20 protein-coding genes are annotated in these 20529 nt (G+C 41.3%); 11 read left to right on the forward strand and 9 right to left on the reverse strand.

Annotated elements, in window-relative coordinates; all coding sequences use genetic code 11:
* Positions 1-6: 6 nt before the first annotated feature.
* From ICJ55_RS05365 to ICJ55_RS05375, 3 genes are read left to right on the forward strand one after another with little or no spacing between them, the layout of a single operon-like run.
* Entirely contained in the window at positions 7-1194 is a 1188-nt protein-coding gene (locus tag ICJ55_RS05365; protein ID WP_188157640.1) for a hypothetical protein, read from the forward strand.
* On the forward strand, positions 1187-2071 hold the full coding sequence (locus tag ICJ55_RS05370) for a glycosyltransferase family 2 protein (RefSeq protein WP_188157641.1): 885 nt from the start codon (positions 1187-1189) through the stop codon (positions 2069-2071). The genes ICJ55_RS05365 and ICJ55_RS05370 overlap by 8 nt, the downstream gene beginning before the upstream one ends.
* The gene (locus ICJ55_RS05375) at positions 2071-2871 is read left to right on the forward strand and encodes a glycosyltransferase family 2 protein (RefSeq protein ID WP_188157642.1); all 801 of its coding nucleotides are present in this window, start codon (positions 2071-2073) and stop codon (positions 2869-2871) included. Before ICJ55_RS05370 ends, ICJ55_RS05375 begins: the two co-directional genes overlap by 1 nt.
* A 37-nt stretch (positions 2872-2908) precedes the next feature.
* Here ICJ55_RS05375 and msrA read toward each other — a convergent pair whose 3' ends face one another.
* The gene (msrA, locus tag ICJ55_RS05380) at positions 2909-3415 is read right to left on the reverse strand and encodes a peptide-methionine (S)-S-oxide reductase MsrA (protein WP_188157643.1); all 507 of its coding nucleotides are present in this window, start codon (positions 3413-3415) and stop codon (positions 2909-2911) included.
* Positions 3416-3607: 192 nt separating this feature from the next.
* Here msrA and ICJ55_RS05385 point away from each other — a divergent pair, with 192 nt between their 5' ends.
* The 3 genes from ICJ55_RS05385 to deoD all read left to right on the forward strand — a co-directional run bounded on the left by ICJ55_RS05385 (position 3608) and on the right by deoD (position 6538).
* Positions 3608-4870 carry a NupC/NupG family nucleoside CNT transporter gene (locus ICJ55_RS05385; RefSeq protein WP_188157644.1) on the forward strand — a complete coding sequence of 421 codons (1263 nt, stop codon included), beginning with the start codon at positions 3608-3610 and terminating at the stop codon, positions 4868-4870.
* Between the two features lie 146 nt (positions 4871-5016).
* Positions 5017-5793: a deoxyribose-phosphate aldolase gene (deoC, locus tag ICJ55_RS05390; RefSeq protein WP_188157645.1), complete on the forward strand. Its 777-nt coding sequence runs from the start codon at positions 5017-5019 to the stop codon at positions 5791-5793.
* 25 nt (positions 5794-5818) lie between these two features.
* Entirely contained in the window at positions 5819-6538 is a 720-nt protein-coding gene (deoD, locus tag ICJ55_RS05395) for a purine-nucleoside phosphorylase (protein ID WP_188157646.1), read from the forward strand.
* Between the two features lie 147 nt (positions 6539-6685).
* On the opposite strand, the gene ICJ55_RS05400 is transcribed toward deoD, so the two are convergent.
* From ICJ55_RS05400 to ICJ55_RS10715, 3 genes are read right to left on the reverse strand one after another with little or no spacing between them, the layout of a single operon-like run.
* On the reverse strand, positions 6686-7312 hold the full coding sequence (locus ICJ55_RS05400; protein WP_188157647.1) for a DsbA family protein: 627 nt from the start codon (positions 7310-7312) through the stop codon (positions 6686-6688).
* 2 nt (positions 7313-7314) lie between these two features.
* Positions 7315-7680, reverse strand: a complete 366-nt coding sequence (locus tag ICJ55_RS10710) for an NAD(P)-dependent oxidoreductase (protein ID WP_244141790.1) — start codon at positions 7678-7680, stop codon at positions 7315-7317.
* Positions 7681-7698: 18 nt separating this feature from the next.
* Positions 7699-7977 carry an NAD(P)-dependent oxidoreductase gene (locus ICJ55_RS10715; protein WP_244141791.1) on the reverse strand — a complete coding sequence of 93 codons (279 nt, stop codon included), beginning with the start codon at positions 7975-7977 and terminating at the stop codon, positions 7699-7701.
* Positions 7978-8132: 155 nt separating this feature from the next.
* Here ICJ55_RS10715 and ICJ55_RS05410 point away from each other — a divergent pair, with 155 nt between their 5' ends.
* From ICJ55_RS05410 to ICJ55_RS05425, 4 genes are all read left to right on the forward strand, one after another.
* Positions 8133-9023 carry a LysR family transcriptional regulator gene (locus ICJ55_RS05410; RefSeq protein ID WP_188157687.1) on the forward strand — a complete coding sequence of 297 codons (891 nt, stop codon included), beginning with the start codon at positions 8133-8135 and terminating at the stop codon, positions 9021-9023.
* Between the two features lie 120 nt (positions 9024-9143).
* Positions 9144-10085: an N-acetyl-gamma-glutamyl-phosphate reductase gene (argC, locus tag ICJ55_RS05415; protein WP_188157648.1), complete on the forward strand. Its 942-nt coding sequence runs from the start codon at positions 9144-9146 to the stop codon at positions 10083-10085.
* A 64-nt stretch (positions 10086-10149) separates the two neighbouring features.
* A complete protein-coding gene (argB, locus tag ICJ55_RS05420) occupies positions 10150-11007 on the forward strand; it encodes an acetylglutamate kinase (RefSeq protein WP_188157649.1) in 858 nt (285 codons plus the stop codon).
* Positions 11008-11010: 3 nt separating this feature from the next.
* Entirely contained in the window at positions 11011-12195 is a 1185-nt protein-coding gene (locus tag ICJ55_RS05425; RefSeq protein WP_188157650.1) for an aspartate aminotransferase family protein, read from the forward strand.
* 37 nt (positions 12196-12232) lie between these two features.
* Here ICJ55_RS05425 and rho read toward each other — a convergent pair whose 3' ends face one another.
* The 4 genes from rho to thrA form a co-directional block, all read right to left on the reverse strand.
* Positions 12233-13495 carry a transcription termination factor Rho gene (rho, locus tag ICJ55_RS05430; RefSeq protein ID WP_025217759.1) on the reverse strand — a complete coding sequence of 421 codons (1263 nt, stop codon included), beginning with the start codon at positions 13493-13495 and terminating at the stop codon, positions 12233-12235.
* A 181-nt stretch (positions 13496-13676) separates the two neighbouring features.
* Positions 13677-14624: a cysteine synthase A gene (cysK, locus tag ICJ55_RS05435; protein WP_188157651.1), complete on the reverse strand. Its 948-nt coding sequence runs from the start codon at positions 14622-14624 to the stop codon at positions 13677-13679.
* Positions 14625-14811: 187 nt separating this feature from the next.
* On the reverse strand, positions 14812-15759 hold the full coding sequence (gene thrB, locus ICJ55_RS05440) for a homoserine kinase (RefSeq protein WP_188157652.1): 948 nt from the start codon (positions 15757-15759) through the stop codon (positions 14812-14814).
* Positions 15759-18215 (reverse strand): bifunctional aspartate kinase/homoserine dehydrogenase I, encoded by a 2457-nt coding sequence (gene thrA, locus ICJ55_RS05445; RefSeq protein ID WP_188157653.1) that lies wholly within the window; start codon positions 18213-18215, stop codon positions 15759-15761. The genes thrB and thrA overlap by 1 nt, the downstream gene beginning before the upstream one ends.
* A gap of 357 nt (positions 18216-18572) precedes the next feature.
* Here thrA and sodA point away from each other — a divergent pair, with 357 nt between their 5' ends.
* Complete coding sequence (gene sodA / locus ICJ55_RS05450) at positions 18573-19214, forward strand: superoxide dismutase [Mn] (RefSeq protein ID WP_188157654.1); 642 nt, start codon at positions 18573-18575, stop codon at positions 19212-19214.
* A 73-nt stretch (positions 19215-19287) separates the two neighbouring features.
* On the opposite strand, the gene alr is transcribed toward sodA, so the two are convergent.
* Complete coding sequence (gene alr, locus ICJ55_RS05455; RefSeq protein WP_188157655.1) at positions 19288-20412, reverse strand: alanine racemase; 1125 nt, start codon at positions 20410-20412, stop codon at positions 19288-19290.
* Positions 20413-20529: the final 117 nt, after the last annotated feature.

Below are 20529 nucleotides of genomic sequence, written 5' to 3' on the forward strand. Positions count from 1 at the left end.
GTTAATATGTCTGCACTGTTTAATTTATTTTATATTTACGATCCTTGGTTCTTCCACTTTTTACGAATGGCATTTGTGGTAGGGTTATTGGCTTGCGGTTATTTAGCTTTCCAAGTGATTAAAGGGAAATCCAACGGCATTGTTATTCCGAAAGATAGCCTAGTTGCAATTATTGCTTTAATTAGTTTTAGTGTTATTCCGCTATTAATTAATAGCACGAAGGAAATAGGCGTGTTAGCAATGTATGTTAAAATGCTGATTTTATTTATTTTTGGCATTGCGGTTTACAATATATTTTATCGAACGCAAGGGGGCAAAACCTTATTTGTGCGTGATCTCAAAATCGGTATCGGCATTCAATGGATTTGCGGTGTGGCAGCGCTATTAGGCGTACCTTTTATGGTGGATTTTTTATTATCAAGTAATGCGATGATGCCGCGTTTTTTTGGTTCTGAGCAGGAATACAGACTTTATAATATTACCTCATCTGCTTTTTTCCAATTAAGTATTTTCTACTTAATGTTACTGCATTTTTTATTAGCTTATAATAAAAAAACAGATTCAATAAATGAGTGGTTTTTATTTTTAATTTTATGTATAGGGTTAATCTCGGGGAGAACATTTTTATTAATATCGGTGATTAGTATTGCTCTTTATTTTAAATGGAAATATTTACTGCCATTAATTGCTTTTACGATATTAATTCTATTTTTAGCTATTGTTTTTCCGGAAAATCGTTATGTGGAGCACGCACTGGAACCTGTGATCAATTTATTATCCGGTACAGGTAAAGTAAGTTCTTCTACCGATAATTTAGTGAAAAACCATTTATTTATTCCAACCCTTAGCCAATTTATTTCCGGTGATGGTTTATATTATACCGAAACGGGCGGCTATTACGGCGGTTCAGACTCAGGCTATATTCGCCAAGTGTTATACGGCGGTTTATCCTATATGCTGGTTTGCTTTGTATTTACTGCGTATTTTGTACGGAAAGTTGCAGTTAATTGGTTTGAAGGAAGCTGGATTTTTACTTTATCGACACTTGGCATTTTGGCGATTTTAAATATTAAAGCTGATACTTTCGCTTTCCCGGGGCTAATGATGTTGCTTTTGATGTTTCTATCATTATTTGGTACAAGCGGTCGGAATTTAATATTATTTTGCAAAAACAAAGAGGCAAAAAATGTTTAGTATTATTGTGCCATCTTATAATCGTAATGAAGAAATTAAGGCATTGCTGGAAAGTTTAAAGCAACAAAGGCTTTATAATTTTGAAGTCGTGATTGTTGATGACTACTCAAAAGTGCCTGTGATCGTCAATGAAGATTATCCTTTTGAGGTAAAGGTTATTCGTAATAATCCAAATGTGGGAGCAGCTCAAAGCCGTAATGTGGGGGCAAATCACGCAAGCCGAGAGTGGCTTCTGTTTTTAGACGATGATGATCGTTTTATGCCAGAAAAATGTGAGCGACTGGCGACAGCGATTAGCGAAAATCCACAGGCAAATTTTGTTTATCATCCCGCAAAATGTGAAATGGTAAACGAAGGTTTTACTTATGTAACCTCGCCATTTAAATATAAAAGTGAATTAACTAAAGAGAATATGCTGAAAGTGAATAAAATTGGCGGTATGCCGATGATTGGATTGAAAAAAGAACTCTTTTGCAAAATTGGCGGATTATCTGACCGCTTGCGATCACTGGAAGATTACGATTTCTTGTTGAAATTATTGGAAGAGCCGACTTTTGAGCCACTTTATGTGGATAAGGCATTAACCTATTGCACCTTCCACACCAAGCGTTCGAGCGTTTCAACGGATACCATAAATACCGAAAAAGCGATTGAATATATAAAACAAACCTATATTCAAACGCCCGAACAGGCGGAAAATTTTAAATTAAATTCACTCTATATTTTAAGCTATCCGCATATTATGAATTTATCTCGCAAGGCAGCAGGTTATTATTTTGAAATGTTTAAAAAGACAAAAAATATTAAGCAACTGATTATTGCTGCAATGATTTTGATCTCGCCGAAATTGGCGATTAATTTAAAAAGGTTTATCTAATGAAATTTTCCGTTTTAATGTCTTTATACATTAAAGAACAGCCGCAATATTTAAGAGAATGCTTTGAAAGCCTGAAAGCTCAAACTTATCAAGCAGATGAAATCGTCATCTGTTTTGATGGGGCAGTTACACCTGAATTAGAAGCGATCGTGGAAGAATATAGTACGATTTTGCCGATAAAAGCGGTGAAATTTCCACAAAATCGGGGGTTAGGCAAAACCTTAAATGATGGTTTGAACTATTGTGCAAATGAGTGGGTTTTCCGAATGGATACCGATGATATTTGCTTGCCAGATCGTTTTGCAAAGCAAGTGGCATTTATTGAGAAAAATCCTGAAGTCGTCATTTTTGGCGGGCAAATTGCTGAATTTGGACAAGATATTAACGATATTGTGGCTTATCGTAATGTGCCGACCACAGCAGAAGAAATCATTAAATTTACCCGTAAGCGTTGCCCGTTTAACCATATGACGGTGGCATATCAAAAATCGAAAGTATTAGAAGTGGGGGGATATCAAGATCTACAAGAAGATTATTATTTGTGGATCAAACTCATTGCTCAATTCAAACAAGTCGCAAATTTACCTGACCTGTTGGTTTATGCTCGAGTAGGAAACGGAATGGTAGGCAGACGCCGTGGCAAAGCTCAAGCTGAAGCGGAATGGCGTTTGTATAAATTGAAAAATGATTGTCAAATTCACGATCCGATTTCGGGGTTTGGTATTTTTCTAATGCGAGCAATTCCACGTTTATTGCCATTGTCTATGCTTAAAGCAGTTTATGGATTATTGAGAAAATAAGATAAAGAAAACCACAGATATACTCTGTGGCTTTTTGTTACTGATTCTTCAAAATCTCATTCATCAACTGAATATCAATATGGCAATAACCTGTTGGGTTTTTCACTAAGTATTCTTGGTGATATTCTTCTGCCGGAAAATATTGTTCCAGCATTTGATTTTCCACCGCTAACGGTTTGTCAAACTGGGTTTGTAATTCGCTTAAGGCTTGGTTGATAACAGGTACATCTTGCGGATCTGTATAATAAATGCCAGTGCGGTATTGAATACCAATGTCGCCACCTTGTTGGTTAATACTCACCGGGTCAATCACTTTAAAGAAATAGTCCAATAATTTTGCTAAGCTGATTTGATTAGCATCGTAAGTTACTTTAACTACTTCAGCGTGCCCGCTACCGGCACATACATCTTGGTAAGTGGGATTATCTGTATTACCGTTGGCATAGCCTGATTGAGCTTTGATGACCCCCTTAATGCGTTGCATAAATGATTCCACGCCCCAGAAACAGCCGCCGGCTAAATAAATTTCACGAATGTTTTGCATAGTTTCTCCTGTTTGCTTTCCGATAAATAGTAAATTTTTGTGAAAAAATGACCGCTATCAGGTGTGTATAAAATACGATAATTGGTTTTTTGTCAATTTATGTTTTGAACCCCTCATTTTTTACAAGATTTTTTAAGTAAAAATAGGTATAGTATCGCCACTTTTTTCATTATTCTTTTAATAGGGGTCTTTATGGGAACATTAAATAGCCTTTTGGGCATTGTTGTTTTACTATTGATTGCATTTTTATTATCCACAAATAAACGTGCAATTAGTTTACGTGCGGTATTTGGTGCATTAGCATTACAAGTGGCGATTGCTGCTTTAGTGCTTTATGTGCCGGTAGGTCGTGATGCGTTAAATGCAATGGCAAGCGGCGTATCAAAAGTAATTTCTTATAGCAATGAAGGTATTGCATTTTTATTTGGTGGCTTAGTTAGCGACAAAATGTTTGAAGTGTTCGGCGGTGGCGGTTTTGTATTCGCTTTCCGTGTACTTCCAACCATCGTTTTCTTCTCTGCCTTAATTTCTGTGCTTTACTATATGGGCGTAATGCAATGGGTTATCCGCATTTTAGGTGGTACGTTGCAAAAAGCGTTAGGCACTTCAAAAGCGGAATCAATGTCTGCGGCGGCGAATATTTTCGTAGGGCAGACTGAAGCTCCTCTTGTAGTCAAACCTTACATCAGCAAAATGACCGAGTCTGAATTATTTGCCGTGATGGCGGGTGGTTTAGCTTCTATCGCCGGTGCGGTAATGGCGGGTTATGCAGGAATGGGCGTGCCATTAACTTACTTAATTGCAGCGTCATTTATGGCGGCTCCGGGTGGTTTATTATTTGCAAAACTAATGGTGCCGCAAACTGAAAAATTCAATGATGAATTAGAGAATGTTGATTTAGAAAAACCGGCAAATGTACTTGATGCAGCCGCTTCAGGTGCATCTTCAGGTATGCAGTTAGCCTTAAACGTAGGGGCAATGTTAATTGCATTTGTAGCATTAATTGCATTACTTAACGGTGTTTTAGGTGGTATCGGTGGTTGGTTCGGCTACGGTGATTTAAACTTAGGTCAATTGTTTGGCTGGATCTTCAAACCGCTTGCTTGGGTGATCGGTGTGCCGTGGGAAGAGGCTGAAATCGCAGGTCAAATGATCGGCTTGAAATTGGCGATCAATGAATTCGTCGGCTATGTAGAATTTGCGAAATATCTTGCTCCGGAATCTACAGTACAATTAAGCGAGAAAACCATTGCAATTATTACCTTTGCACTTTGTGGTTTCGCAAATATCAGCTCAATTGCGGTATTAATCGGCGGTATCGGGGCAATGGCTCCAACTCGCCGTGGCGATATTGCTCGCTTAGGTATTAAGGCGGTGATTGCAGGTTCATTATCGAACTTGATGAGTGCAACCATCGCAGGTTTATTCATCGGTTTAGGCGGTGCAATAGTTTAATTGCTTGAAGAATAAAACCACTAGAAATAGTGGTTTTATATTTTTTTATCAGACGTAAACGGTTGCTTGGAATTTGTCTATTTACAAGCGGGCAGATTTTTATAAAAATTTACTAAATCATTCATTTAATTAAAAAGGAGAATCGTATGAGTTTAAAAAATTCAGCTGAGATTGCACTTTCTTTGATGGATCTCACTACATTAAATGATAATGATACAGACGAGAAAGTCATCGCATTATGTGAGCAGGCTAAAACTGATTTTGGCTCACCGGCAGCAGTATGTGTTTATCCACGCTTTATACCGATTGCACGCAAAACCTTGAAAGCACAAGGCATTGAGCAAGTAAAAATTGCGACTGTTACTAACTTCCCACACGGTAATGATGATATTGATATTGCCATTGCCGAAACCAAAGCTGCTATTGCTTATGGGGCTGACGAAGTTGATGTTGTTTTCCCGTATAAAGCGTTAATTGCAGGTAATGAACAAATTGGTTTTGAGTTAGTAAAACAGGCTAAAGCGGTATGCCAAGCGAGTAATGTTTTACTTAAAGTGATCATTGAAACAGGTGAGTTAAAATCAGAAGAACTCATTCGCAAAGCAAGTGAAATTTCAATCCAAGCTGGGGCTGATTTTATTAAAACCTCAACAGGAAAGGTAGCTGTTAATGCCACATTAGAATCTGCTCGTATTATGCTCGAAACCATTCGTGATTTAGGCGTTGCAGAAACAGTTGGCTTTAAAGCAGCCGGTGGAGTAAAAACCAGCGAAGAGGCTGCGGAATATCTCGCATTGGCTCGCTCTATTTTAGGTGATGATTGGGTTAATCGCTCACATTTCCGTTTTGGGGCATCAAGCCTGTTAGGTAATTTGTTAGCAACACTAAAAGATGAGCAGCAACAAACTGTTCAAGGTTATTAATTATTCATCATAAGAGGAAAATAAAATGGCAACTCCACACATTAACGCACCTGAAGGTGCTTTTGCAGACGTTGTATTAATGCCGGGTGATCCGCTTCGTGCGAAATATATTGCAGAAACCTTTTTAGAAGAGGTTAAGGAAGTAACTAACGTACGTAATATGTTAGGTTACACAGGCATTTATAAAGGTCGCCGTATTTCTGTGATGGGGCACGGTATGGGTATTCCATCTTGCTCGATTTATGCTAAAGAGTTAATTACCGAATATGGTGTGAAAAAAATTATTCGTGTCGGCTCTTGTGGTGCGGTGCGTAGCGATGTTCGTATTCGTGATGTCATCATCGGTTCAGGTGCTTGTACGGATTCTAAAGTAAACCGTATCCGTTTCCGTGATAACGATTTTGCCGCAATTGCAGACTTTGAGATGACATTAGCTGCATATCAAGCGGCACAACAAAAAGGGGTGAATGTTCGAGTTGGGAATTTATTCTCAGCAGATTTATTCTACAGCCCGGATGTTGAGATGTTTGATGTAATGGAAAAATACGGCATTTTAGGTGTGGAAATGGAAGCTGCGGGTATTTATGCAGTAGCGGCAGAATATGGTGCGAAAGCATTAGCGATTTGTACTGTTTCAGACCATATTCGCACAGGTGAACAAACCAGCTCGGAAGAACGTCAATTAACCTTCAATGAAATGATTGAAATTGCATTAGAATCCGTATTAATTGGTGATAAACAATAATTCGCTATTGTAAATCCATCACAATACAAGCGGTCAAATTTTGCAAAAAGATTGCAGAATTTGACCGCTGTCTTTTATAAACAAGCGGTCAATTTCACCGGATTTTTTGCAAAATTCCCTGAGAAATTCACCGCTTGTACATAATTTTTATAACCGATCTAACCAATTTTTCAGATTTTCCACCGCACTTTCTGCATTCTGGTAGAGTAACTGGCTTGGCACATTGACCCAACCTTGTTCCGTTTCGGCAAACAGGTTTGGTACGCCTTGCACGCCGAATTGGGCGGAAATCGCTTGTCCTTGCTCAATCCAAGCGGTGGTTTTGGCTTGATTTTCGGCTAAATCAAAGCTTTCCGCCACCGCACTTTGCCCTAAGTTTTGTAAAAGTTGGCGGACGACCGCCGTTTGGCTGGTGTCTTGTCCGTCCACATAACGGGCTTTTTGCAACTCGGCAAATACCTGCAACATCGTTTCACTGCCTTGTGCCAACAGGGCGAAACAAGCATTGCTCAACGCACGGGAATTGAACTCGCCACATCCCTGCAAAATTTGCTGATGATAGGTTTCGCTAAATGGTTGCCCGGTGAGCTGGGCAATACGTTGGTCGTTCGCCCAAGCATGTTGGGCAAATGCCGGGGTCATTTTGCGACCGGTGTCGGCAAATAAGCCTGTGGCAAATACCGAAACCTCAAAGGTTGTCGCCAAGTTTTGTACTGCCTGCGAACTGGCGTAGCACCAACCGCAGAGCGGGTCGAAAAGGTAGATCAGTTTCATTATTACTCCGATGCCACGGTAAAACGTTGGAACAAATGGGCTTTTTGCTCGACATCATCGGCAATCGCAATCGCTAAATCTGCCACGGAAATCCCTGCCGGCTCATCGCCGTCCATCAACAACTCTTCGCCACCCAAGCGATATGAGCCTAAACGCTCTTCGCTAAATCCGCCGTCTGCACCTAAACAAGCCGGTGGTGAGATAAACGCCCAATTTACATCACAGCGATCACGCAAATCGTTCAATAAGTGGCGAGCCGCATTTGCACCTTCAAAAATCTCTTTCGGGAAATCAGGGGTGTCGATCACTTGTAAATTTGGGGCAATATACAGGCTACCTGCACCGCCTACCACTAATAAATACGGCACTTCGGCAGCTTTTGCCGCTTACACAATTGCTTTTGAACCACGGGTGAAATCCGCTCCGACGATATTTGGGTTTCCCCAACCCGGGTTGAATGCACTCACTACCGCATCAACACCTTTTAACTGCTCGGCAAAATTTGTCGCATTCACGTCAAAAGCGACCGCTTGCACATTCTCGGCTTTCGCCACTTTATCCACATTACGGGCAAATGCCACCACCTGATGACCACGCTCGGCAAGCTCTTTCACGACAGCCGAACCGACATAACCTGTTGCACCAATTACTGCGATTTTTTTCATTTTTTGCCCCTTATTTATATAAGTTGATTTGAAAGTGAATGAGCTAAAACTCATTCCGCTTGCTTGATGTGGTGCATTATAGTGAAATAAAAAATGGGAAAAAGAGCGGTTATTGAATATAATTGTTTCAAAAAATGAAACAAAAAAGAGAGTGTATGGACAGACTTCAAGCCATCAAAATTTTCTTAACCATTGCCGAAACTGGCAGTTTCACCGCAACCGCCGAGCGTTTAGAGCTTTCCAAACCGATGGTAAGCCGTGCGGTGGCATTATTGGAAGAGTGGTTTAACGCACGGTTGTTGCAACGCACCACACGCAAAGTATCGCTGACCGAAGCGGGCGAACAAGCGGTGGAATACTGCCAAAAAATTGCAAATTTAACCGATGAGATTGAGCAAGAGGTGCTGGCTCGTTCGGGGGAGTTAAGTGGCACGTTGCGGATTGCCAGCAACCCGTCTTTCGGCGGTTCGCACCTGCTGTGTGCGATACAGGATTTTATGGCGTTGCACCCGAAGCTGCATCTTCAACTGCAACTTTCCGACCAAAAAGTTGATTTGATTGAGAGCCGTATCGACCTTGCCCTGCGTTTTACCAATGATGTGGAAGCCGGATTGGTTGCTCGCAAGCTGAATGTGAGCCATTCGCTGTTGGTCGCCTCTCCCGACTATCTCGCCAAACAGGGCGAACCGCACACGTCACAGGAACTCGCCAATCACCGCTATCTCGCCCACGCCAATGTAAACCGTAAAATTTGGCGGTTTTATCAAAACGGGCAAGAAACCACGCTCGAACTGACCAGCCCCTTTATCGTGAACGACACCAACGTGCTGTTAAGCTCCGTACTGGCAGGCAACGGCATTGCGATGTTGCCGAAATATCTGCTGAACCAACATCTACAAAACGGTCAACTCAAAGCGGTGCTGACCGACTGGCAACTACCGACCTATTCGTTCTACGCCCTTTACCCTACCCGCCACAGATTGCCGATTGCGGTTCGAGCCTTGTTGGATTTCTTGGTGGAACGGTTTTGTAAGGAAGATTGGTAAACTAAAATTGAATATTAAATCAATTTTGGTGAATATTTATTCAAGAATGAGCTTGAGTTTTTCTCTGAATAGGCTTAGACTAAGTTTATTTCATTAAAGATAAAAATATAAGGATATGAAATGAGCAAATACAAAATTTTTGTAGATGGAGCGGTGGGGACAACCGGACTACGCATTCACGAGCGTTTAAATCAGGCAGAGGATATTGAATTATTGACTTTACCCGAGGAACAACGTAAAGATTTAAGCGCACGTTTAGCCAAAGTGGAAGAGGCGGATCTCACATTTCTCTGTTTACCTGATGAGGCTTCAAAAGAATTAGTGGCTAATGCACCTCAAGATGCCAGAATTTGTGATACATCTACTGCTCACCGGGTCAATCCTGATTGGGTGTATGGCTTTGCCGAATTAAGCGGACAGCGTGAGAAAATCAAACAAGCTAATCGTGTTGCCGTGCCGGGCTGCCACGCTACAGGTTATATTGCATTGGTTCGCCCTTTAGTGGAAAAAGGTGTGTTACCAGCAGATTATCCGCTCAGTTGCCACTCACTAACAGGTTATTCTGGTGGTGGTAAATCAATGATTGCTGATTACCAAAACTCTGAACGACCACAGGCATTTGATGCTCCTCGTGTCTATGGTTTAGCTTTAAAACATAAGCATTTACCTGAAATGCAAGCCTTAACCCTAATGCAAAACCCTCCGATTTTCACTCCTGTAGTGGCAGATTTTTACAGTGGAATGCTGGTAACTGTGCCGTTGCCAATGAGTGCGTTACAAGCGGTTAAATCCGGTGGAGAAATTGCAAATCTATTTGCAGATTATTATCAACATAGTAAATTAATCACCGTTCACTCATTCCAAGATTTACCCGAAGACGGAATGCTTTCTGCGAATGCTTTTTCTGGAAAAGACAATCTGGAGATTTTTGTCTATGGCAACGAAAGCCAAATTCTCCTCGCTGCCCGTTTTGATAATTTAGGTAAAGGTGCTTCAGGGGCTGTGGTGCAGTGTATGAATATTATGTTGGGTAGGGATGAAGTTTCGGGGTTAGAAATTTAGTATCGTAATCAAATCTCCCCTAACCCCTCTTTTCTAAAGAGGGGAACTATATAGAGAGGAAAATATGCAACTACAAGAAATCAACCAATTCGCAAATTTATTAGAAAAATCAACCGCTTGTCTTGCGAAGTGGCAGGATAAAATCATCGTGGTGAAATATGGCGGTAATGCGATGATTAATGAAGAGCTGAAAAAATCGGTAATGGCGGATATTTTGCTGCTTAATCGTTTAGGCGTGAAAGTCGTGTTGGTACACGGTGGTGGACCGGAAATTTCGCAAGGAGTGAAATTACTAGGTAAAGAGCCTCAATTTATCAACGGCTTACGTGTTACCGATAGCGATACGATTAATGTTGTATTACAAATGTTAGCCGGCAAAGTGAATAAAAGTTTGGTTGCTTTACTTAAAGGCAAAGGTATCGGCTTGTGTGGCATTGATGGTGTGATGTTGCAATGTAAAAAATTAGAAGACGAAGTGGATTACGGTTTTGTAGGCGATATCGTGAAAGTGAACCCACAAGTAATTGAAATCGCCCTTAATGCAGGTTTAATTCCTGTGATTTCCACGGTAGGTGTGGATGAAAACGGGCAGGCGTATAATATCAATGCCGATACCGCCGCGAGCGAAATTGCGATTGCCTTAAAAGCAGCAAAATTAGTTTCAATGACAGATATTGCAGGCTTATTACGAGATCGTTTTGATGAAAATACCTTAATTCCAGAGGTGGAAGTAAGCGAGGTACAAGGCTTAATCGAGCAAGGGATTATTGCAGGTGGAATGATTCCAAAAATTGCCTGCTGTACCGATTTCATCAATGCTGGCGGCATTGAAGCGAATATTATTGATGGGAGAGTCGATCACGCAATTTTAGTAGAACTCTTTGGCGGCAAAAACGGTACACGTTTTTATAAAAAAGGATAAAAGATGACAACAAGCAACAACATCAAACAATTAGATAAAGATTATATTGCCCAAACTTACGGCAGATTTGAGCTTGCCCTTTCGCACGGTAAAGGTTGTAAAGTTTGGGATTTTGAGGGCAATCAATATTTAGATTTTACCAGTGGGATTGGCGTAAACAGTTTAGGCTGGGCTGATGATGATTGGCTTTCGGCAATTACTGCTCAGGCAGGAAAATTACAGCATACTTCAAATTTATTTTTTACTGAACCCTCAAGCCAATTAGCGAAAAAGTTAGTCGCTGCAAGCGGTCTAAAACGTGCATTTTTTTGCAATTCTGGAGCGGAGGCTAATGAAGGGGCAGTAAAAACAGCTCGCAAATATAGTCACGATAAATATGGGACAGGGCGTTCAACCGTTTTAACTTTAGTGAACTCTTTCCACGGGCGGACAATTTCCACTCTTGCGGCAACAGGGCAGGATGTTTTCCATCAACATTTTCACCCATTTACCGAGGGCTTTGAATATGTGCCGGCAAATGATATTGATGCCTTAACAGCACGCTTGCAAACTAATGATGTCTGCGGTGTTTTGGTGGAAGTGGTGCAAGGTGAGGGCGGTGTTTGTTCGCTAGACAATGATTACTTGCAAGCGGTACAAACGCTCTGCCAAGAAAAAGATCTCATCTTTATTATTGATGAAGTGCAAACCGGCATTGGGCGTACCGGTACACTATTCTCTTACGAACAATTTGGCTTAAAACCGGATGTGGTTACACTTGCCAAAGGCTTAGGTGGCGGTTTGCCGATAGGGGCTTTTTTATTAGGCGAAAGAGTTGAAAATACGTTGGGTAAAAGCGACCACGGCTCTACCTTCGGCGGAAACCCTGTCGCCTGTGCCGGTGCTAATGTGGTGATGGATAAAATCAATACTGATTTTCTCGCCGAAGTACAACGCAAAGGGCAGAAACTCCGTGAAACTTTGGTCACTTTGCCGAAAGTGAAATCCGTTTCAGGCTTAGGTTTAATGCTCGGTGTTGAATTTGAAGAAGGCGTTCTAGCCTCTGATGTGGTAGCAAAATGCATTGAAAAAGGTGTATTGTTCCTTACAGCAAAAACTAAGTTACGTTTACTGCCACCTTTGATGATTTCTGATGAGCAGATTGAGCAAGGTATGAATGTACTGAGAGATGTTTTGGAACGTTATTAGTAAAAATCCCGCATTAAGCGGGATTTTTTTTATGAAGTTATGAGCGTTTCATAATCTCAAAAAACTCTTCGTTGGTTTTTGCCATCATTAATTTATCAATTAACCACTCGATAGCATCTACTTCATCCATAGGATTGAGCACTTTACGCAACATCCACGTTTTTTGTAGCTCATCTGCTGCCATCAATAAATCATCTTTACGTGTGCCTGAGCGGTTAAAGTCAATCGCAGGGAAGATACGGCGTTCAGCAATACGGCGAGATAAATGCAATTCCATATTACCTGTACCTTTAAATTCCTCAAAGATAACTTCGTCCATCTTCGAACCGGTATCCACGAGTGCGGTAGCAATAATGGTTAAGCTACCGCCTTCTTCTACATTACGTGCGGCACCGAAGAAACGTTTTGGGCGATGTAGAGCGTTGGCATCCACTCCACCGGAAAGAATTTTACCTGAAACAGGGGTAACAGTGTTGTAAGCACGAGCAAGACGTGTGATTGAGTCTAATAAAATAACCACATCTTTTTTATGTTCAACTGAACGCTTGGCTTTTTCAATTACCATTTCAGCAACTTGGACGTGGCGGGTTGCCGGTTCGTCAAAGGTCGAGGCAATTACTTCGCCACGCACGGTACGTTGCATCTCGGTTACCTCTTCCGGACGTTCATCAATTAAAAGAACAATTAACTCACACTCAGGGTGATTAGAGGTAATACTTTGGGCAATATTTTGCAGAAGAACGGTTTTACCTGCTTTAGGTGGGGCTACGATTAACGCACGCTGACCTTTACCGATAGGGGCAGCTAAATCTAAGATACGGGCAGTTAAATCTTCTTTAGAGCCGTTGCCGCGTTCCATTTTCAAACGAGAATTTGCGTGTAGAGGTGTTAAGTTTTCAAATAAAATTTTGCTACGAGAGGCTTCAGGCTTGTCATCATTGACTGAATCTACCTTTAACAGAGCAAAATAACGCTCGCCTTCTTTGGGCGGGCGGATTTTACCTTCGATTTTATCCCCGGTTTGCAGGTTAAAACGGCGGATTTGGCTTGGTGAAACGTAAATATCATCAGGTCCTGCTAGGTAGGAACTGTCCGCTGAACGTAAGAAACCAAAGCCGTCCGGCAAAATTTCTAACACGCCTTGACCGAAAATATCTTCACCACTTTTGGCGTGCTGTTTAAGGATAGCAAAAACAATATCTTGTTTACGTAAACGGGCTAAATTCTCTAAGCCCATTTGGTTTTCACCCATTTCAACAAGATCAGAAACGGGAGTATTTTTTAATTGAGTAAGATGCATAATTTGGAATGTATGATTAATTAATAATGAAAGATTGGATTCTTTGATATTCAGTTAGATACGGAATAACCGTAAAAGATGTGGCGAAGAATACCGCAACCGTCGAAAAATTGCAAATTTTTTATAAAAAATGACCGCTTGTAAGCAGAAAAATGCCGGCAGAAACCGGCATTGAGTAGGATTAAGCCTCAATTCCTTCAAACAGAAGGGTACTTAAATAACGCTCAGAAGCAGATGGTAGCACTACCACAATTAGTTTATCTGCAAATTCAGGTAGTTTCGCTAAGCGATCTGCCGCTGCAATTGCAGCACCTGATGAAATACCGCCTAAAATACCTTCTTCAGCCATTAAGCGGCGAGCAGTTGCTAGAGCTTCTTCACTAGATACTTGTTCAACACGATCCACTAAAGATAAATCAAGGTTTTTCGGGATAAAGCCTGCACCAATACCTTGGATTTTATGTGGAGCCGGTTTCACTTCTTCGCCATTTAAGGTCTGAGTAATAACTGGCGATTCTGCCGGCTCAACTGCTACAGAAATAATTTGTTTGCCTTTATCTTGTTTAATCGCACGAGAAACACCGGTAATAGTACCACCTGTACCCACGCCGGCTACTAATACATCAATTTTTCCTTCAGTAGCTTCCCAAATTTCAGGACCGGTAGTTTGTTGGTGGATAGCCGGGTTTGCCGGATTTTCAAATTGTTTTAAGGTAACATAATGATCAGGGTTTGAAGCAGCAATTTCTTCCGCTTTCGCAATTGCACCTTTCATCCCTTTTGCCCCTTCGGTTAAAACGAGGTTTACGCCTAAGCCACGCAATAAACGTTTACGCTCGGTACTCATCGTTTCAGGCATTGTTAAAGTTAATTTGTAACCACGAGCTGCGGCAACGTAAGCCAATGCGATACCCGTGTTACCGCTGGTTGCATCGACAATTTCTTTACCTTTAGTCAAAATACCGTCTTTCTCTGCTTGCCAAACCATATTCGCACCGATACGGCATTTCACGCTAAAACTTGGGTTACGTCCTTCCACTTTAACCACAATGTTGCCGTTACCAAAATTCTTTAAACGCACAAGGGGGGTGTTACCAATAGAGTATGAGTTGTCTGCATAGATAGTCATAATAGTGTTCCTTATTAGATTAGGTATTAAAATTTAACTTTATCATACTTATTTTTGAGTGATTTGCTAGTAGCTAGAAGGTATTTGATATAACCAAATGGAATATGTTGAGATAGGCAAAAAAACAAGCGGTCATATTTTGCAAAAAATTTACTAAATCTGAGCGCTTGTTTATTGAGAATTGGGGCTATGTTAGCTCTCTCGCCCCTTGGTTATCTACTTTACAAATGTGGATAAACCCTTCGTTGTTTTGTAGATATTCTTTTTCCAAGTAGTTCACTAATCGTTGGGCGTGTTCTAAATCAGGTGCGATGGCAAACATCGTTGGACCTGAGCCGGAAATACCCACCGCTAATGCACCTAAATCTTTACAGCCTTGGCGGACGGTTGGGAAGTTTGGTAATAAATCTTCACGATACGGCTCGGCGATTAAGTCTTTCATCATCGTTGCAGCCAAAATATCTTGGTGTGTATGGCAAGCGTGAACAAAAGAGCCTAAATAGCGAGCTTGTTGAATCATATCTTGGCGGGTATAGCTTTTCGGCAGAATCGCACGAGCTTCAGCGGTAGAAACTTCTACTCCTGGGTAGGCTAGCACCCAATACCATTCGTCGAAGAATGGTAGTGGCTGGCAGATATTACCAAGCGATTGGGTCATTAACTGTAAGCCGCCTAAGTAGCAAGGGGCTACGTTGTCATAGTGGATAGAGCCGGAAATGCGTCCTTCCAACTCGCCCATCATCTCTAATAATTCCATTTTTGAGAAAGGTTCATTGTGGAATTTATTGAGAGCTACTAACGCAGCGACAATTGAGCAAGCACTTGAACCAAGCCCTGAGCCAATCGGCATATTTTTTTCGAGTGTTAAGCGTAAATTTTTTACGTTACCACCACGCAATTTTAAGCGTTCGCTAAAAAGGACATAGGCTTGATAAACGATATTTTTTTGCGGCTCTTTTGGTAGTTTTCGCACAAAATAACCGGCACTTTCTAGCTCAAATGTTTGCTCGCAATCTTCGATTTGGACGACATCGCCTAGTAATGAACCGTCAATCGGGGAAATAGCAGCACCTAAAGAGTCAAAACCGACGCTGATATTAGCGCTTGAAGCAGGGGCATAAATGCGTAAAACCATTAGTTTGCTCCTCCGTGTAGGGTGCGAAGAATATCGGCAAAAATACCGGCTGCTGTTACGCTATTGCCTGCTCCGTAGCCTCGTAAGAGAAGTGGGATTGGGTTGTAGTAGCGAGTTAAGAATGCAAGCGCATTTTCACCATCTTTCACTTTGTAAAGCGGGTGGTTTTCATCTACAGCTTCAATTGCGACACGGCATTTGTCGCCGGTGATTGAACCGACATAGCGTAATACTTTGCCTTCTGCTTTTGCTGTTTCAACACGTTTGTTAAATTCTTCATCCAATGATGGTAGAACCGCTAAGAATTCATCACGGCTCATACCTTCAGAGAAACCTTTTGGTAATACGCCTTCGATTTCAATATCTTCGAATTCAAGCGGTAAGCCGGTTTCACGTGCAAGAATTAACAATTTACGAGCGACATCCGCACCGGATAAGTCATCACGAGGATCTGGCTCGGTAAAGCCTTTTTCTTTCGCAATGAAGGTTGCTTGAGAAAGAGTTAAACCTTCTTCTAATTTGCCGAAAATGAACGATAGAGAGCCTGATAAAATACCTTCAAATTTCTCCACTTCATCGCCTGCAGCCAAGAGATTTTGTAGATTTTCGATAACCGGTAAACCTGCCCCCACATTGGTTTCATATAAGAATTTATGTTGGCTTTGGCGGGCATTTTCACGCATTTCTAAATAATAGTCGTAGCTTGAGGTATTAGCCTTTTTGTTTGGTGTGACTACGTGGAAGCCCTCTTTTAATGCACGAGCATAAAGATTTGCTACCGATTGAGCTGAAGTACAATCCACAAATACCGGGTTTACCACGTGGTGGAATTTGATGAATGAAAGTAAAACATCAAAATCAGACGGCTGGATTGCTTTCTCTAAATCTTCTTTCCAGTTATCTAAATTTAAGCCGTTTTCATTCAACAACATTTTATCCGAGTTAGCTAAGGCACAAATTCGGATCTCAATGTCCTTCTTTGCTAAAAACTCCTTTTGCTGCTTAACCTGCTCGATTAACTCGCTACCCACGCCGCCCACACCGACTAAAAACATATCCACCACACGTTTGCTGTTGAATAGCGATTTATGAGTGGCTTTTACCGCTTCAATGGCTTTATTTAACGGTACAACCGCAGAAATTGAACGCTCTGATGAACCTTGAGCAATCGCAACAATACTGATATTCGCTTGTGCCAGAGCCGAGAAGAAACGTGCGGCGATCCCTTTAGCCGTACGCATACCATCTCCCACCACAGATACAATCGATAAATCTTTAATAATATCAATCGGATCGAGCAAGTTTTCTGATAATTCCTGAGCAAATTCCGCATTTAATGCGACTAAGGCTTTGTCTGCCGATTTTGCAGGCACACAGAAGCTGATGCTGTACTCTGAAGATGATTGGGTAATTAAAATGACTGAAATACCGGCTTTTGACATTGTTGAGAAAACACGAGCTGCCATTCCCACCATACCTTGCATACCTGCCCCTGAAACGTTGAACATTGCCACGTTATCAAGGTTGGTGATGCCTTTTACTTTTAGTCCATCAGTTGCAACATTACCGTCAATTAATGTGCCTTTGCCTTCCGGATTACCTGTATTTTTAATTAAGCACGGAATATTTAACGGGACTAACGGCCCGATAGTGCGAGGGTGAATCACTTTTGCCCCGAAGTAAGAGAGCTCCATTGCCTCTTGGTAGCTCATTGATTCTAAGCAAACCGCATCCGAAACTAAGCGAGGATCGCAGGTATAAACGCCATCCACATCGGTCCAAATTTCGCAAACATCCGCTTTTAAGCAGGCGGCTAAACAAGCAGCAGAGTAGTCAGAACCGTTACGACCTAATAAAACCAATTCGCCTTTTTCATTACCTGCGGTAAAGCCTGCCATTAACACCACATTTTTCTTTGGAATTGAGCCGGCATCAACACGTTTGGTCGATTCAGCAATATCCACAGATGATTCTAAATAGCTGCCGTGAGCCAATAATTTTTCTACAGGGTCAATGTGGGTAACATCATAGCCTTTCGCCTCAAACCACGCTTGCATCATTGCAATTGAAAGTTTTTCGCCTCGGCAGTGGATAGTTGCCGCAATATCATCTGACAAAGATTTGCTTTTCGCAGAATCAGCAGCTACTTGTTGAATTTGTTTTAATTCAGCATCAACTAATGCTAATAACTCATCACGGGCAAAGTTATTATTTATCTCATATAAACCATTGATAATATTATGGAAAATCTCAGTTGCTTCGGAAAGATTGGATTGAAATGATTCGCCGGCTATCGCTTTATCGACAATGGCAACAAGATGGTTAGTGATTTTTGCCGGGGCAGATAACACTCCCGCTGCCTGATCTTTTAAATGTGCCTTTTCGATGATGTCCGCCGCTTGCATAAAGCGTTCTGGATTGGCTAGTGATGTGCCACCAAATTTAAGAACTCGCATAATTTCTCCTGATATTATATTTGCAAATTTTTATATAAAAAAACCCGCTTGTAGCGGGCATTTAAAATTCTGTTTTTTAGCAACACTGACCCGCACTATGTGTTTGCATAATGGTAATCGTGGTAATAATAGTTGCTACATTAAACATTGAGCTATTTCTCAAAAACAATAAATTGAATGAAAGAATGTGGCAAAGCCTTTCGTTTGTCAATCTTTTTTTGTTGGAAACGGTATTTTTCTTTTTGCCTATTACACTAATTGCAATTAATCTTAAGATTAAATCATAGATTTCTTGTTTTAGATCAAAAAACTGCTAAACTGAGAGCTGAGTGATTAACCTTTAATGAGGACAATAAAATGGCATACACATTACCAGAATTAGGCTACGCATACGATGCGTTAGAACCCCATTTCGATGCAAAAACAATGGAAATTCACCATTCTAAGCATCACCAAGCTTACATTAACAATGCTAATGCAGCGTTAGAAGCTCACCCTGAATTATTAGAAAAATGCCCAGGTGCATTAATTAAAGATTTAAGCCAAGTGCCTGCGGAAAAACGTGTTGCAGTACGCAACAACGTGGGCGGTCACGTTAACCACACGTTATTTTGGAAAGGTTTAAAAACCGGTACGACTTTACAAGGTGCATTAAAAGATGCCATCGTGCGTGATTTCGGTTCGGTAGAAGCATTCCAAGCTGAATTTGAAAAAGCAGCAACTACACGTTTCGGTTCAGGCTGGGCGTGGTTAGTGGCTGAAGAGGGCAAATTAGCTGTAGTTTCAACTGCAAACCAAGACAACCCATTAATGGGTAAAGATGTGGCTGGTGTTTCAGGCTACCCGATTTTAGGTTTAGACGTTTGGGAACATGCTTACTACCTGAACTACCAAAACCGTCGTCCAGACTTCATTAAAGCATTCTGGAACGTAGTAAACTGGGACGAAGCAGGTCGCCGTTTTGAAGAAAAAGTAGCGACTTGCGGCTGTGCGAAATAATTTAATTCTCGCTTAATACTATTCAAGCGGTCAGATTTGGTAAAATTTTTACAAAATCTGACCGCTTGTTATTTTATTTATACTCAAAAATCACTCGAGGTGTGAGCTTGGTAATTAGCTCGTAGCTAATTACACCGATATGTTTTGCTACATCTTCAATTAATAAGTCCTCTCCCCAAAAAATGACTTTATCGCCCACTTTATCTTGGCTGTCAGCCCCTAAATCAACCGTGAGCATATCCATTGAAACTCTGCCGACAATTGGTACAATTCTGCCATTGACTAAAACAGGCGTACCTTCAGGTGCGTTGCGAGGATAGCCATCACCATAGCCCATTGCAATAACTCCGAGCTTCGTATCTTTTGGGCTTACCCAAGCTCCACCGTAGCCGACAGGTTCGCCTGCTTTGTGAGTGCGAACAGCAATTAGCGAGGAAGAGAGTGTCATCACAGGCTTGAAGCCTAAATTAGTAATCGGCGTATAGTGCGGAGAAATACCGTGCATAATAATGCCGGGGCGAACCCAATCGTAATGAGCTTGTTTCCAATATAGAATACCGCTTGAGGCAGAAATGCTTCGATCGTGAGCCTGATATTTTTCGGTAGCTTGTTCAAAGACAGAGATTTGCTTTTCGGTATAGCCGCAGTCTAATTCGTCTGCACGGCTGAAATGGCTGACAAAACTGATAGAATTAACTAATGAACACTGTTTCAACCGTTCTACAAACAGATCAACTTGCTCGGGGTGAATTCCCAAACGGTGCATTCCGGTATCAATTTTGAGCCAAATATTGATAGGGAAATAGATTTTTGCCTTGCGTGTCCAAAAGCCTTTTTTCTGTTCTTTTTCCCACTCTCGGTTCACTTGCTCCAAAAGTTCGAGCTGTTCAATGGTGTGAATTACCGTATCAAATTTACGCGAAAGGGTTTTCAGTAGCTCTTCACGGTCAAAAAAACCTTCCACCAATACAATTTTGCCGGTGTAACCTGTTTCTTGAATTTCCAAGGCTTCACGTAAGCGGGCAACGCCAAAACCATCCACTAAGTCGGTTAGTGTTGCCGCAGCAGGTAATAAACCTTGCCCATAGGCATTGGCTTTAATCATTGCCAATAATTTTTGCTGGGGGGCGAACGATTTAATCAACTGAATATTATGGCGAAGGGCTTGGCTGTCAATGGTGGCTGTGGCTGGTTTCATATTATTTATATACGTTCAAATTAAAATTAAGCTAAATTATACCTTAAAATAAAAAATACCTTAGAAAATAATGCAAAAAAGATTAGTATTGGAATATTAGGTATGAGATGGATTAAC

The organism is Mannheimia bovis, from assembly GCF_014541205.1.
GTDB lineage: Bacteria > Pseudomonadota > Gammaproteobacteria > Enterobacterales > Pasteurellaceae > Mannheimia > Mannheimia bovis.